The organism is Candidatus Paralachnospira sp. LCP21S3_A2, assembly GCF_052118925.1.
Lineage (GTDB): Bacteria > Bacillota > Clostridia > Lachnospirales > Lachnospiraceae > Lientehia.
Map to the genome: position 1 here is coordinate 53,681 of NZ_JBQKGG010000003.1, position 13,376 is coordinate 67,056.

A 13,376-nucleotide genomic window follows, 5' to 3' on the forward strand; every position below is an offset into this window, starting at 1 on the left:
CAAAAAGAAGGGGGCTAACGGTAGAGCTCATCCAGGACGGAGGCAAGATCCTCGATGGATTCCCGGTAACCGCCGTCTGCCCAGGCAATATAAAGACTGATGATGGAGCCGGTGAAGGAGATCAGGTGAAGACGTTCCTGTTCTGTTTCATAGCTCCATTTTTTTAAAATAAACCGCATGAGATACTCGATGAAAATGTTTCCGAACCCACAGTGGATCAGGCTGTCAAAGAAATCCCGATAGCGGAACCAGTACTGGAAGCAGTGGATCATATGGTTTTTGTCAAAGTAGTTTCCGTTTTTCTGATCTTCCGTTTCCTCTTTTCCGTATTCCTCCAGAAGCTCCAGCAGGCGGGAGGAAAACACCTCTTCCTTGGAGGCATAGTTCCGGTAGAAGGTCATGCGGGAAACCCCGGCACGGTCACAAAGCTCTGAGACCGTGATGGCAGATAAGGGCTTTTCTTTTGTCAGAACAAGCAGCGCGTCAACGATACATTCTCTGGCAAAGCGGCCGGAGACGGATTTCTTCTTCTGGTTCATGAGTGTCCTTTCTGAAACAATGATTCTGATATTGTAACAGTTTGAAATTTCTGATTGAAATAAGCCTGTAAAAATGTTACAATCTGTAACATTAGAGTGGGAAGCTCTTTTCTAATTATAAAAGAAGAAACAGAGAATGGCAAGGCACGGGATTTGTTTCATGGAGTCCGGTGCAGTTTGAACGATAAGGAAGGTTGCGGATGAAAACAGTAGTGGTTACAGACACAAACAGCGGGATTACCGGAGAGGAAGCGGCAGCACGCGGAATCTATCTGATCTCCATGCCGGTGATCATCGACGGAGAAAGCTATTTTGAGGGACAGAGTATCACAGAGGAACAGTTTTATGCGGCACTGACCGGAGAAAGGAAGGTTTCGACCTCCATGCCGTCTCCCGGAGATGTGATGGAGCTGTGGGATAAGGCACTTTCGGAGCATGAGGAGCTGATCTATATTCCCATGTCCAGCGGTCTCAGCCATTCCTGCAGCGTGGCTCAGGGGCTTGCGGAGGATTATGACGGGCGGGTGCAGGTGGCAGATAACCACAGGATCTCTGTAACCATGCGGGAATCGGTGTTCATGGCGGCAGATCTGGCGGATCAGGGCCGGTCGGCAAAGGAGATTAAGGAAGCACTGGAGCAGGATGCCTATAATTCCAGTATTTATATTTCCGTTGATACGCTGATTTATCTGAAACGGGGAGGAAGGATCACACCGGCGGCTGCCATGCTTGGCTCGGTTCTGAACATCAAACCGATCCTGACCATTCAGGGGGAACGGCTGGATTCCTTTGCAAAGGCACGCAGCATGAAAAAATGCCGGGAGAAGATGATCGATGCCATCCGAAATGATTATGAAAAGCGATTTGCTGACGAAGATCCGGCAAAGCTTCGGATCGGCACCGCAGGAGCCGGACTGACAAAGGAAGAAGCGGAGATCTGGCGAAGCGCTGTGGCAGAGGCATTTCCCCAGGCAGATGTTTACTACAATCCTCTGTCGGTGAGCATCGGCTGTCATGTGGGGCCGGGAGCGTATGGGATCGGGATCAGTTTTCGGTAGGAAAGCATATAAGCCTGCGTCAGATCTTTCACGTGGGATCCCTGGTATCAGAAAAAACAGACTGTCTTTTGCGGTGATGAGCCGTGGGACAGTCTGTTTTGTTGTATCTGCGATATGCAGGTGAATTCCATACGATTCACGTGTTTAAATGCTGGGTGAAACCTGTTTTGAACCCTGCAGCGCCTACAGTACCTGGCAGAATTCCAGCTGTTCGCCGGTGGGGCTGGCGATTTTGAAGTAACGGACGCCGTTTGCCCAGAACTGGGGGATTCCTTCGATGCCGTCGGTGGTGATGGTATAGCCCTGCTCTACACAGAACTTGTAGTCGGCCTCGATGTCCTGAGAATCAAAGCTGTAATGATCGATCTTTCCGGCAGCAGCTTCGGGGAGAAGCGGATTTGCCTGGAACATTTCATACATCACATCATCATTCTTTAAAAAATAAACGTTGGTGCCGTCGTCGCCCTTGAACTTTCCGGCAACCTCAAAGCCGAGGACGTCGATGTACCACTGTGCGTCCTTTTCCACATCATTGGTGGCCAGACCGATATGACCCATTTTTCTGTTTTTAATCATGAGAATATCCTCCTTATCAAATCGTTATCCCTATTTTACTTCTTTCTCTTGGATTCGGCAAGTAAAAGTGCTATGCTAAAACAACGAGGAAGCCTGCACCGCATAAGTGCAGTGCTTTCAATTACGGAGGCAGAACATGAAGATACAGGAGGAGATCCTGCGGCGGCTGGACACGGAGTATTCCTGCCGGCTGGCAAAGGAGATGGAGCAGTTTAAATGCAACGAGGTTCTGGGCTATCGGAGTGCAGGATCGCGGGCGGAGTTTGAAACCGGGGAGTTTCTGGCACAGGAAATGCGGCGGATCGGTCTTACGCAGGTGCAGAAGGACGCGGTGACCGTGGACGGCTGGGAGTTTAAGCGGGCAGTGCTGTCCTATAAGGCGGAGGACGGAACGGAGCGGAAGCTGGAGCTGGGGGCTTATCAGACCACCATGGTGACAGACGGTTTTCAGGAGTTTTCGCTGGTTTACGCCGGAAAAGGCACAGAGGCGGACTATGACGGACTGGATGTGACGGGAAAGCTGGTGCTGGCGGACATCAACCAGCGGGACGAGTGGTGGATCAACTACCCGGTTTACCAGGCACATTTAAAGGGTGCTGCGGCACTGCTTGCGGTTCAGGACGGCGGCTATGGAGAGATTGATGACGGGGCTCTTAATGCCCAGGATATTGCGGGACCGGAGTATGCACCGGCCTTTTCGGTTTCCAGAAAGGACGCCAGGGAGCTGAAGGAGCTGCTTCGAAAAAAAGGCGAGCTTCCGGTACGGTTTTATGCCGATACAAGAGTCATGCGCGGCTGCACCACCTACAACATTGAGGGGCGGATCGAGGGCATACATAAGGATCGGCTGGTGCTTCTGTCGGCCCATTACGATTCCTATTTCAGCGGATTCCAGGATGACAACACGGCCGTTGCCATGATGCTCGGCATTGCAAAGGCGTTTCTGGAAAGCGGGTACAGGCCGCGGAATACCATTGTCTTCTGTGCCATGGCGGCAGAGGAATGGGGGGTGGCGGATTCTAACTTTGACTGGTCCACGGGGGCCTATGAGCAGGTCTTTACGGCGCACCCGGAATGGGCAGGTACGGTTATTGCGGATCTGAATTTTGAGCTTCCGGCACTGGCGCACGGTACGCGGGCACGGATCCGGAGCTGTTATGAATACCGGAAATATCTGGAGGAGTTTCTGGAGGAGCTGCCGGCGCTGACTCGTGCATATCCGGAGGAGACGACGGTAACAGCGCCCATCGAGACCTGGTCCGATGATTTTTCCATGGCCATTGCGGGGCTTCCGTCCATGGTCAATGATTTCACCGGCGGCAGCTTTATGGACACCCATTATCATTCCCAGTTTGACAACGATGAGTTTTATGACAGGCAGGTTTACCGTCTCCATCATGAGCTGTTTGCGTTACTGATCGAGGCACTGGACCGGACGGCGGTGGTTCCGCTGGATTTTTCACCGGTCATGAAGCGGGCGGCGGAGGCTCTGGACGGAGAGCTTTTATCGGAAGCCGGAATCAGCGAAGCACAGCCGGTCAGCCGGGGCGCAGGCGATGATACCGGAAAAAGAAAAACGGAAGCGGAGACAGAAGCAATCCCGCAGGAATCGTTCTGTACGCCGAAGCAGGTCCGGGAGGCATTAAAGACGCAGGAGGAGCGTGAGCGGGAGGCATACAGACAGATTCGTGCACTCAACCGCCGTTACAGCGCACTCCTCGAGGCCGGAGAGGAGAAGGAAGCGGAGCGGCTTTATGAGAAACAGCGTCCGCTGGAGAAGGCATTATTAAAGAAATTCAAGGCGGAGCAGGATACGCTCGTACGGATCGACTGGTACGGGAATGTGCGGTATCCCCATGAGATCCTGCTGGGGAATTTAAAGCTTCTGTCGGGGGCGGCGGAGAATCTGGAGAACGGCGATGTATCCAGGGCGCTTCGGAAGCTGTACCAGGTGGACAACAATGCCTATGCGTTCATGTTTGATGAAGATGTCTACCGTCATTTTACGGATTATGTATATCATCAGCCCAGAGAGCGGCTGAAATGGGGCTATCAGCGGCTCATGCCCCATGAGAACCTGTATCATCTGGTAAAGGAGCTGCTGAAGAAAGAAAAGGAAGGAGCCTCCGAGTATGTGGGTGAGGCGGCAAGGCTTCGGGCAGCATGCGAGAAGCAGAAAGCACTGCTTGGCGAGGTGGTCTGTATGCTGGCCAAAACCGCGGAGGACTGGAATTATGACAAGTGATAAACTATATCAGGTAACGAGGGAGGATCTTCCCCAGCTGGAGAAGCTGCTCAATGTCTGCTTTGCACATGATCCGCTCTATGAGACGCTGATCCCCGATGAAGAGATCCGGAAGCGTCTCATGCCGGAGCTGTTTCAGTGTGACATGGATGAATTTTACGAGACCTGCGAGATTTTTGCGGACAGCAGGGAGTTAAACGGTGTACTGGTGGTGTCCGATGAAGCTGAGCCGTACAATGTGTTCCAGTATTACTGGAGCGAGGCAAAGGCGGCGCTCCATACCGATTCGTTCCTGATCAAAGAGGATCCGTCCATGAAAACCTTTTTCAATTTCATGAAGGGCGGCGATTATTTAAATTCCAGCTGGACCGACCAGCTTCATCAGAAGAACCGCCTTCATATCATTTATCTGGCGGTGGATCCGCATATGCAGCACCATGGGATTGCGGCGGCACTCATCGATGAGGCTGTGGATTATGCCGAGAAGCATGGCATGATGATTTCCCTGGAGACTCACAATGAAAAGAATGTGGCATTTTATCAGCAGTTTGGATTTAAAATCTACGGCGTGGTGGAAAAGAACTTTCCGCTGAAGCAGTATTGCATGATACGGGAGCTTGGAAGTACCGGACGTATCTGAAGGAAAATCAGGTTCGTCTGCAAAGGAGGATCATAAGTGAGAGTGACGGTCATAAACGGAAGTCCGAGGAAAGGCGGGAACACAGCAATCATGGCAGATGCGTTTTCAGAGGGCGCACAGGAAGCAGGGCATATCGTCCGGCGGATCGATCTGGCGGATCAGCATATTGCGGGCTGTCTCGGCTGCCAGTACTGCAGAAATCATCCCGGGGAGTGTGCACAGGATGATGATATGAAACATATTCTGGAAATTCTGAATCAGACGGATATTCTGGTACTGGCAACGCCTGTCTATTGTTTTGATATGACCGGTCAGATGAAGATCATGCTGGATCGGACATATGCAAGAGGGCGTGACGGCGCTCCAATCCGGAAAGCAGTTCTTCTGGTGGATTCCGTATCGGAAAATGTCCATCGGGCGGTGACTGCCCAGTTTGAAACCATGCTGGATTATTTCGGATGGGGAAACGGCGGAATCGAAATCATTACCGGAATGACAGTATGGAAGGATGGCGCCATGAGACATGCGAAGGGCCTGAAAAAAGTACGGGAACTGGGCAGCTCCTTACCGAAGGATATGGCCTGTCCTTTCTGATGCCGGTTGGCTCCGCAGTGCGTGTTTTTGATATCGTCATATTCTGACAGCATATTTTTCTGCATTTCTGCATTTGAATCCAGAAAAATGTGCTGTTTTTCTGTTCTGAATTGTCTTATAAGTGAGATCTCAATTTGGTGTAGGGAGGTGATGCAGTGGACAGGGAGAGCGTGCTGGAGCTTTATGACCGTTATGCGCAGGAGGTTTACCGGCTGTCGCTGAGCTTTCTCGGAAGGAGGGCGGACGCGGAGGATATGGTACAAAGTGTTTTTCTGCGGCTCATGGAAAAGAGGCTCGGGATCGGAAGCGGAAAGGAAAAGGCATATCTGCTGACCATGACGGCGAATCTCTGCCGGAATCAGTTGAAATCAGCGGCGGTCCGGCTGGCGGCAGGTTATGAAGAAGGGCGTGAACCGGCGGCGGAGCTTTACACAGAGGCGGAATCCGATGTGTACCAGGCGATGATGAAGCTTCCGGAGACTTACCGCGTCTGCCTGTATCTCCATTATTATGAGGGATATGGTTATCGGGAAATCGGAAAGATGTTAAAGCTGTCATCATCGGCAGTCTCCATGCGGATCAGCCGCGGGAGAGAGGCGATGAAGCAGGTACTCAGAGAGGAGGACTGGACATGAAGCAGAGATCAGAGGCAGAACGGAACAGGATAAACGAAGCAGACGGAACAGAACGGATCGGAGCTGAGGAGGGAAAACGCGGCACAGGCCTGTTTCGGGATACAATGGAAAAAACGGTCATGAGCCCGGAGCGTACCATGGAGATCCGGACGGAGCTGGAAGCAGCGGGAAAGAAACGGCGGATTCCGAAGCTTGCAGGTGTGGCCGCGGCAGCCGTCCTGGTGGTGGCCGTTATGGCGGCTCTCCCGGCAGGAAGAAGCCTGGCGGCAGAGGCCATCCGTTATGTGCAGGAAATCTTCCACATGGCAAATGGCGGGGAAGTGGTCTATGAGCAGAATGAGGACGGAAATCAGGTGGTGTTCCGCATTACGGCCGGGGAAGAGGCCTGGCAATATGCCCAGGTGGAAAATGGCCGGCTGTACTGTGTGATCGGAGATACAAAGGAGGATGTGACCGATCAGTGCAGCGAGACGGCTTACGTCCGCCGGGAAGTGAAAAACGAGGACGGTTCGAAGAGTGTGATCCTTGTAGGTGGAACACCGGAAGAACCCGGCTGGGTGGAACTGATGTTTGATGCACAGGGAAACTATGTATTTAATTCCATGAAGGTTCCGGGGCGCGAGCCGGCCTGGGTCAACGAGGCCATGCATGCGGAGGGTGTACCGACCGGAGATCCGGAGCTGGACGAGAAACTGACAGAGGATCAGACAGACGTGCGGACAGAAGTACAGATACAGGAAGAAACCAGATAAAAGAACAGCAGACAGCCCGGATCCCGGCAGGGAGACGGGCTGTTTCTGCACTTAGAAGACTTCGCGGCCCGCGGTTCCACCCCTGCTCCGCAATCGGCACATACTTGAGTTGCCTCTGCGGAGCAGGGGCAGTGGTCCCGCGGGCCGCGAATCCAGATGAAGATCGGTGCAGCACCACACTTCTTTCAGATACCACGTTGCGAAACCACTTTGGAGATGGTAAAATGGAATTATTCAGAGCAAAGATAAAGCGAGGTAATGGTTATGAAAGAAACGCATATGGACCGCGGCGCGGGAATTCTCCTCCCGGTTTCCAGCCTCCCCTCCCCTTACGGGATCGGAACTCTTGGAAAAGACGCCTATGAATTTATAGATTTTCTGAAGCAGGCAGGACAGAAATACTGGCAGGTGCTGCCGCTTGGACCGACCAGCTTCGGAGACAGCCCGTATCAGTCCCTGTCGGCATTTGCCGGAAATCCGTATTTTATTGATCTGGACATTCTCATTGAGGCCGGACTTTTAAGCAGGGATGAGGTAATGCACCAGAACTGGGGAGACAACCCCACCTCGGTTTCCTACGATGTGATCTATGAAAACCGGTTCAGGGTCCTGAAATCGGCGTATCATAACAGCCGTCATAAAGAAACAGCGGAATATCGGAAATTTGTGAAAGAAAACAGCTACTGGCTGGAAGACTATTGTATGTATATGGCACTCAAATTCCATTTCCACGGAGCAGACTGGCTCCACTGGCCGGATGATGAGATCCGCCTGCGGAAGCCTGAGGCCATGAAGCAGTATCGGGAGCTCCTGGCGGATGAGATCGAATTCTGGGCCTTCTGTCAGTTTGAATTTTACAGCCAGTGGGCGAAGCTGCGCGCCTATGCAAAGGAAAAGGAAATTCAGATCATTGGGGATATTCCCATCTATGCGGCCATGGACAGCTCCGATGTCTGGGGTCATCCGGGCCTGTTCCAGCTGGATGAGGAGAACCTGATGCCGAAGTTCATCGCCGGAGTTCCGCCGGATGCATTCAGCGCAACGGGACAGCTTTGGGGCAATCCGTTGTATGACTGGGATGCCATGGAGAACGAGGATTTTTGCTGGTGGCGGGAACGGATCGGAATCTCCGGCCGGCTTTATGATGCGGTGCGGATCGATCATTTCATCGGAATCACAAGATATTATGCCGTTCCCTGGGGTGAGAAAACCAGTGTCAACGGAACGTATCAGCCTGGCCCCGGCAAAAAGCTGACCGATGTCATCAATGAGGCGGCAGGTGAGTCGCTTCAGATTATCGCCGAGGATCTGGGAACGGTAACGCCGGAGGTGCGGAAGCTGTTAAAGGACAATGAATATCCGGGAATGAAGGTGCTGGCCTTTGGCTTTGACGGTGATCCGGCCAATGAGCATCTGCCCCATAATTTCAAGGACAGCAACTGTGTGGTCTACGGCGGAACGCATGATAATGAGACCTTGACGGGACTGTTCTGTGACAAGTCCGATGAGGTTCTGACCTATCTCTTTGAGCTGATCGATACCAGAGAACGCCACCGGATCGTGGATCATCTGTTCCGGCTGGCATACGGAAGTATTGCGGACGTGGTGATCTTCCAGGCGCAGGATGTGCTGAAGCTGGACAATTCTGCCCGGATGAATTTCCCATCCACGACCGGAAACAACTGGAGATGGAGATTATGGAAGGGACAGTTAAACTGGCAGCAGGCAGGCTGGCTGGGATTTCTTGTCCATGTGTATCATAGATATTAAAGGAGACAGTTGGTTATTCCACCAGAGCGGAAGCTCGGAAGGGAAGTGCAGATGGCAAAACCGGGAAATCAGAAGCTGAAGATCTTGTATATCATACGACTGCTGGAGGAAAGTGACGAGGAGCATGTAGTCACAACAAGGGATATTCTGGAGGAGCTGGAGTCCCGCGGGATTCCGGCGGAGCGGAAGGGAATCTATGATGATCTGGAGGCACTGCGGGCGTTTGGCTTTTCCATCATCGGAAAGCGGGGACGCAGCGCAGGGTATTATCTGGAGGACAAGGAGGCTGTTCCGGCGCTTCTGAACATGAAACCGGCTTCTGGCATGGAACGCGGAACGGAAGAAGCCGGCACGGAAGAACACGCGGCAGCTCAGAACGGAGAAAAAGCACAGGGCGCAGCAGCTTCCTGGTTAGGTGGAGATACGGAGCTTCTGCTGCTGTGCGCGGAGAAAACAGCCGGACAGATTCTTTCAGAGCTTGGGGAATGTGTGACCGTAAGCAGCCCGGCGAAAAAGAAAAACGGTTTCCGGACAGAACTTCGGATCATGGGAAGCATCGGACCGGCGTTTTTTGGCTGGCTGACGGAAAAAGGCTGCCAGGCGGAGCTGCTTTCCCCGGCATCTGCAGTGCGGGGTTATCGGAAATACTTAAAGGAGATCCGGAATCTTTACAAATGACACGGAACCTTTATAGAAAAATAAGAATCTTGCAGGAAAAATAAGAATATCTTCTCGAAATTTTCCGGTGGGTATGTTATACTATCAGAAAGTGTGTCCGTACAGGGAGTGAAAGAGTTGGTAAACGAAGAGCGAACAAAGCTGATGACAAAAGCAGAGATTTTCCGGGTAAAGGAAGAGCGGAAAGCACTTAAGATAAACAGGTTTCATCAGTCAGATTATGTGAGCTGTAAAATGATCTATTCGGCGATCTCGTTTACGGCCGCCTACTTTCTTCTGGTGATCATGTGGATCCTTTACAATGCGGAGCCGCTGATGACTCAGAAAAGTATTTCAGAGCTGGCCGATATGGGAATAAAGGCTCTGATCGTTCTGGCATGTCTGCTGGCATGCTTCCTTGTGGCGGCGTTTTTTGTGTTTCGCAGAAGCTATCGGAAAGCAAGGGAAAAGGTAAAACGTTATCAGGCGGTCCTGAAGCAGATCAGCCGTCTGTATGAAAAAGAAACCGTCCGTGTCTGGCGGGAATCGGAGGAGTTAAGGGATGACAACGCTGCTGGTTTTAAGGGAACGCGTTAAGCGGTTTTATGCCAGATATGGCGGCCATATCATACGGATCCTGCGGTTTTTGACGGCCTTTTCGGCACTTTTGCTGACGGATCTTTATATTGGCTATATGACGAAGATCAGCCACATCGGGATCGCACTGGGGGCGGCCGTGATCTGTGCCTTTCTGCCGTGGAGCGTGACAGTCGGTGTCTGTGCTGTTTTTGTTCTGGTGAATTTATATGCCGTTTCGATGGAGGTATTTTTCGTGACGGCGGCGGTATTTTTCCTGTTTTTATGCGTATACGGTGTGTTCCAGCCGGGAAACAGTATCCTGCTGGTGCTGATGCCGGTGCTGTTCATGGCAAAGATGCCGCTGGTGGTGCCTGTGGTTCTCGGACTGACCGGGACCATGTTCGGCGTGATCCCCATGAGCTTCGGGATCGCCATTTATTATATGTTAAAGTATGTGAAGGAAAACGCAGGGATTCTGGCCTCCACAGGTTCGCTGTCCATGCCGGGACGCTATACCCAGATGATCAACGGCGTTCTTGGAAACCGTACCATGTGGGTCGTGATGGCGGCCTGTGCTCTGACGCTTCTGGTGGTCTATCTGATCCGCCGGCTTTCTGTGAACCATGCATGGGAGATCGCCATTGTCGTTGGAACGATTGTGAATATCTTATGTCTGTTTATTGGTGTCTTCGTGGCGGATATCAGCGTGCCGGTGGTGACGATCATTATCAGCAGCTTTTTCGCGGCAGCGGTGGGAATGGTTCTGGAGTTTTTCCTGTTCCATCTGGATTACACCAGAACGGAGATTGTCCAGTTTGAAGATGATGATTACTATTATTATGTGAAGGCTGTTCCCAAGGTGGCGGTAACCCAGCCGGAGGTGACAGTGACGAAGATCAATGCCAAGAAAAATGAGGATCAGGCGGTGGAGGAGGAGCTTTTCACGATCCGCCAGGAGCTTGGAAATACGGCGGAGATCATGACGGCAAGAAAAGATCTGGAGGAAACGAAGGAACTGTTAAAAGAAGGAAAAAAGAAAGATTTGGAGGAAACCCAGATACTCTCCGACCGGACAGAGCCGCTGGAGCAGATACCGGGTGACGATTATGGCAGAACTGATTAACAGTATGAAAACCTATCTTGCACGGAGCATACCGGATATCCGGATCACGGATGTGATCGAAATGATCATCATTGCGGTGCTGATCTATAACCTGATGCTCTGGATCAAAAATACCAGAGCGTGGGTACTTTTAAAGGGAATCCTCGTACTGCTGGGGTTTGTTCTTCTTGCATATATTTTCCGTATGAATACGATTCTGTGGCTTGCGGACAAGACCATCAATGTAGGCATTATTGCCGTTGTTGTGATCTTTCAGCCGGAGCTTCGGAGGGCGCTGGAGCAGCTTGGGCGGAATAAGGTGCTGGGATTTCTGGTGTCCGAGAATCCGAAAGTGCTTGATGACCGGTTCAATACCAAGACCATGAATGAGATTGTGAAGGCCAGCTTTGAGATGAGCAAGGTAAAGACCGGTGCGTTGATTGTCATCGAACGGAAGACGCCGCTTTCCGAGTACGAGCGTACCGGAATTGTTGTGGACGGCGTGGTGACCAGCCAGCTGCTTCTGAATATTTTTGAACATAACACACCGCTTCATGATGGCGCGGTGATCGTCCGCGGAAACCGGGCTGTGGCAGCGACCTGTTATCTGCCCCTGTCGGACAATATGAGCATCAGTAAGGATCTTGGAACCAGACACCGTGCAGGTCTTGGAATCAGCGAGGTCAGCGACAGCGTGACTGTGATCGTATCCGAGGAGACCGGAAGGGTTTCGGTGGCATATGAGGGAACCTTAAAAAGCGGCATGGATCCGGAGGGACTGAAGGAGGAACTGAATCGAATCATAGAGGACAATGAGGGCGGCGGACGCCGCAGACTTAGGATATTGAAAGGAAGGCAGAAACATGAAAGAAAAGCTGACAAATAACCTGCTCCTGAAGATCCTGTCTGCGATTGCAGCTATTGTTGTGTGGGTGGTAGTCGTTAATATCGACAATCCGACCGATACCTATATTATCAGCGGGATCCCCATCAAGGTGCTCAATGAGCAGAGTGCCATTAAAGATAATAACCTGACTTATGAATTTACCGGTGAAAAGACCGCCAGCGTCCAGGTGACCGTGCGGCGGACCGATAAACGGCGGGTATCTGCCGAAGATTTCGAAGCAACCGTGGATCTGAGCCAGATTTATGGTGCGACAGGTTCTGTGGCAGTAAATATTTCTGTGGTCAATAATAAGACCCTGATCCGTTCCTGGAATCCTATTACCAGAAGCGTTAAGATTGATGTGGAGGAAATGCAGACCAGGGAATTTGAAATTCAGGTGGAGCACAGCGGAACGGCACAGGACAGCTACACGTTCAGCGATGAAACTGTGTCACCGTCGGTAGTAAAGGTAACAGCACCGGAATCCATTATGGATACCATTGATCATGCGGCGGTGAACATCAGTATTGATGGCCTCAGTGACGATGTGGATACGAAGGCAGAGATCAAGCTCTATACGAGGGCCGGACGGGAAGTAGAGACGGATGACAGGGTCATTATGAGCGTCACGGAGGCAAGTGTTTCCATGAGCGCGGTAAAAACAAATCAGATCAGCGTGGACGTTCAGGTGACCGGTCAGAACCAGGTCGCAGACGGCTATAAATATATTACCTATCAGTGTGATCCCCAGTCGATTTCTGTCACCGGGGCAAAGGCGCTGATTGCGGAGTTCGACAAGCTGACAATCCAGGAGGATCTGACCGGGGCCTCGGGGAACATCACAAAAACCTATAAGGTCAGCGAGCTTCTTCCGAGTGGTCTCGAGGTGGCGGACAAACAGCCGGATACCATCAAGGTGACATATCAGATCGAGCCTCTGGTGAAGAAAACATTCCGGATCACAGGCAGCCAGGTGGAATTTCAGGGTGCAGCTGCGGAGTTCCATTATCAGATCGGAGACGATAATTCCTTTACCGTAACGCTGGAAGGATTGTCTGAGGATCTGGAAAAAATCGAGACAAAGGATTTAAAGGCGGTTCTGGATGTTGCAGGAATCCGGCAGACCGGTGTTTATGAGCGGGAGCCGCAGGTAGAACTGCCTCGGGAATACAGTGCTTATTTTGAAGTGAATATACCGACGGTCCGCGTGATCGTTACCGGGGAGAATGAATCTTCCGAATCCTCAGGGGAGAGCGGATCCGGGAGTGAAGCTGCCGGAGGAAGCGGTTCTTCCGCAGAGCCTTCCGGAGAATAACGGAGAGAAAGAGAATGGAGGGATTACT

General features: G+C 51.8%; 14 protein-coding genes. 12 read left to right on the plus strand and 2 right to left on the minus strand.

Features of this window, described 5'->3' with window-relative positions; all coding sequences use genetic code 11:
• Positions 1 to 14 precede the first annotated feature (14 nt).
• On the minus strand, positions 15 to 539 hold the full coding sequence (locus tag ACTQ3K_RS03580) for a TetR/AcrR family transcriptional regulator (protein ID WP_441566052.1): 525 nt from the start codon (positions 537 to 539) through the stop codon (positions 15 to 17).
• 200 nt (positions 540 to 739) lie between these two features.
• Here ACTQ3K_RS03580 and ACTQ3K_RS03585 point away from each other — a divergent pair, with 200 nt between their 5' ends.
• Positions 740 to 1,597, plus strand: coding sequence for a DegV family protein (locus ACTQ3K_RS03585; protein WP_441566051.1), 858 nt, complete (start codon positions 740 to 742; stop codon positions 1,595 to 1,597).
• Between the two features lie 183 nt (positions 1,598 to 1,780).
• Here ACTQ3K_RS03585 and ACTQ3K_RS03590 read toward each other — a convergent pair whose 3' ends face one another.
• Complete coding sequence (locus tag ACTQ3K_RS03590; RefSeq protein WP_441566050.1) at positions 1,781 to 2,173, minus strand: VOC family protein; 393 nt, start codon at positions 2,171 to 2,173, stop codon at positions 1,781 to 1,783.
• A 136-nt stretch (positions 2,174 to 2,309) separates the two neighbouring features.
• Between ACTQ3K_RS03590 and ACTQ3K_RS03595 the strand changes: the two genes are divergently transcribed.
• From ACTQ3K_RS03595 to ACTQ3K_RS03645, 11 genes are all read left to right on the plus strand, one after another.
• The gene (locus ACTQ3K_RS03595) at positions 2,310 to 4,418 is read left to right on the plus strand and encodes a M28 family peptidase (protein WP_441566049.1); all 2,109 of its coding nucleotides are present in this window, start codon (positions 2,310 to 2,312) and stop codon (positions 4,416 to 4,418) included.
• Positions 4,408 to 5,058 (plus strand): GNAT family N-acetyltransferase, encoded by a 651-nt coding sequence (locus ACTQ3K_RS03600; protein ID WP_441566048.1) that lies wholly within the window; start codon positions 4,408 to 4,410, stop codon positions 5,056 to 5,058. The genes ACTQ3K_RS03595 and ACTQ3K_RS03600 overlap by 11 nt, the downstream gene beginning before the upstream one ends.
• Before the next feature lie 36 nt (positions 5,059 to 5,094).
• Positions 5,095 to 5,652: a flavodoxin family protein gene (locus ACTQ3K_RS03605; RefSeq protein ID WP_441566047.1), complete on the plus strand. Its 558-nt coding sequence runs from the start codon at positions 5,095 to 5,097 to the stop codon at positions 5,650 to 5,652.
• A 155-nt stretch (positions 5,653 to 5,807) separates the two neighbouring features.
• The gene (locus tag ACTQ3K_RS03610; RefSeq protein ID WP_441566046.1) at positions 5,808 to 6,287 is read left to right on the plus strand and encodes an RNA polymerase sigma factor; all 480 of its coding nucleotides are present in this window, start codon (positions 5,808 to 5,810) and stop codon (positions 6,285 to 6,287) included.
• Positions 6,284 to 7,039 (plus strand): hypothetical protein, encoded by a 756-nt coding sequence (locus tag ACTQ3K_RS03615; protein WP_441566045.1) that lies wholly within the window; start codon positions 6,284 to 6,286, stop codon positions 7,037 to 7,039. The genes ACTQ3K_RS03610 and ACTQ3K_RS03615 overlap by 4 nt, the downstream gene beginning before the upstream one ends.
• Before the next feature lie 264 nt (positions 7,040 to 7,303).
• Positions 7,304 to 8,809, plus strand: coding sequence for a 4-alpha-glucanotransferase (malQ, locus tag ACTQ3K_RS03620; protein ID WP_441566044.1), 1,506 nt, complete (start codon positions 7,304 to 7,306; stop codon positions 8,807 to 8,809).
• Positions 8,810 to 8,860: 51 nt separating this feature from the next.
• The gene (locus ACTQ3K_RS03625) at positions 8,861 to 9,487 is read left to right on the plus strand and encodes a hypothetical protein (protein WP_441566043.1); all 627 of its coding nucleotides are present in this window, start codon (positions 8,861 to 8,863) and stop codon (positions 9,485 to 9,487) included.
• Positions 9,488 to 9,604: 117 nt separating this feature from the next.
• Positions 9,605 to 10,063 (plus strand): hypothetical protein, encoded by a 459-nt coding sequence (locus ACTQ3K_RS03630; RefSeq protein ID WP_441566042.1) that lies wholly within the window; start codon positions 9,605 to 9,607, stop codon positions 10,061 to 10,063.
• On the plus strand, positions 10,029 to 11,168 hold the full coding sequence (locus ACTQ3K_RS03635; RefSeq protein ID WP_441566041.1) for an ABC transporter permease: 1,140 nt from the start codon (positions 10,029 to 10,031) through the stop codon (positions 11,166 to 11,168). The genes ACTQ3K_RS03630 and ACTQ3K_RS03635 overlap by 35 nt, the downstream gene beginning before the upstream one ends.
• Positions 11,152 to 12,033, plus strand: a complete 882-nt coding sequence (gene cdaA / locus ACTQ3K_RS03640; RefSeq protein ID WP_441566040.1) for a diadenylate cyclase CdaA — start codon at positions 11,152 to 11,154, stop codon at positions 12,031 to 12,033. Before ACTQ3K_RS03635 ends, cdaA begins: the two co-directional genes overlap by 17 nt.
• Positions 12,011 to 13,348 carry a CdaR family protein gene (locus ACTQ3K_RS03645; RefSeq protein ID WP_441566039.1) on the plus strand — a complete coding sequence of 446 codons (1,338 nt, stop codon included), beginning with the start codon at positions 12,011 to 12,013 and terminating at the stop codon, positions 13,346 to 13,348. The genes cdaA and ACTQ3K_RS03645 overlap by 23 nt, the downstream gene beginning before the upstream one ends.
• The last annotated feature ends 28 nt before the right edge of the window (positions 13,349 to 13,376 follow it).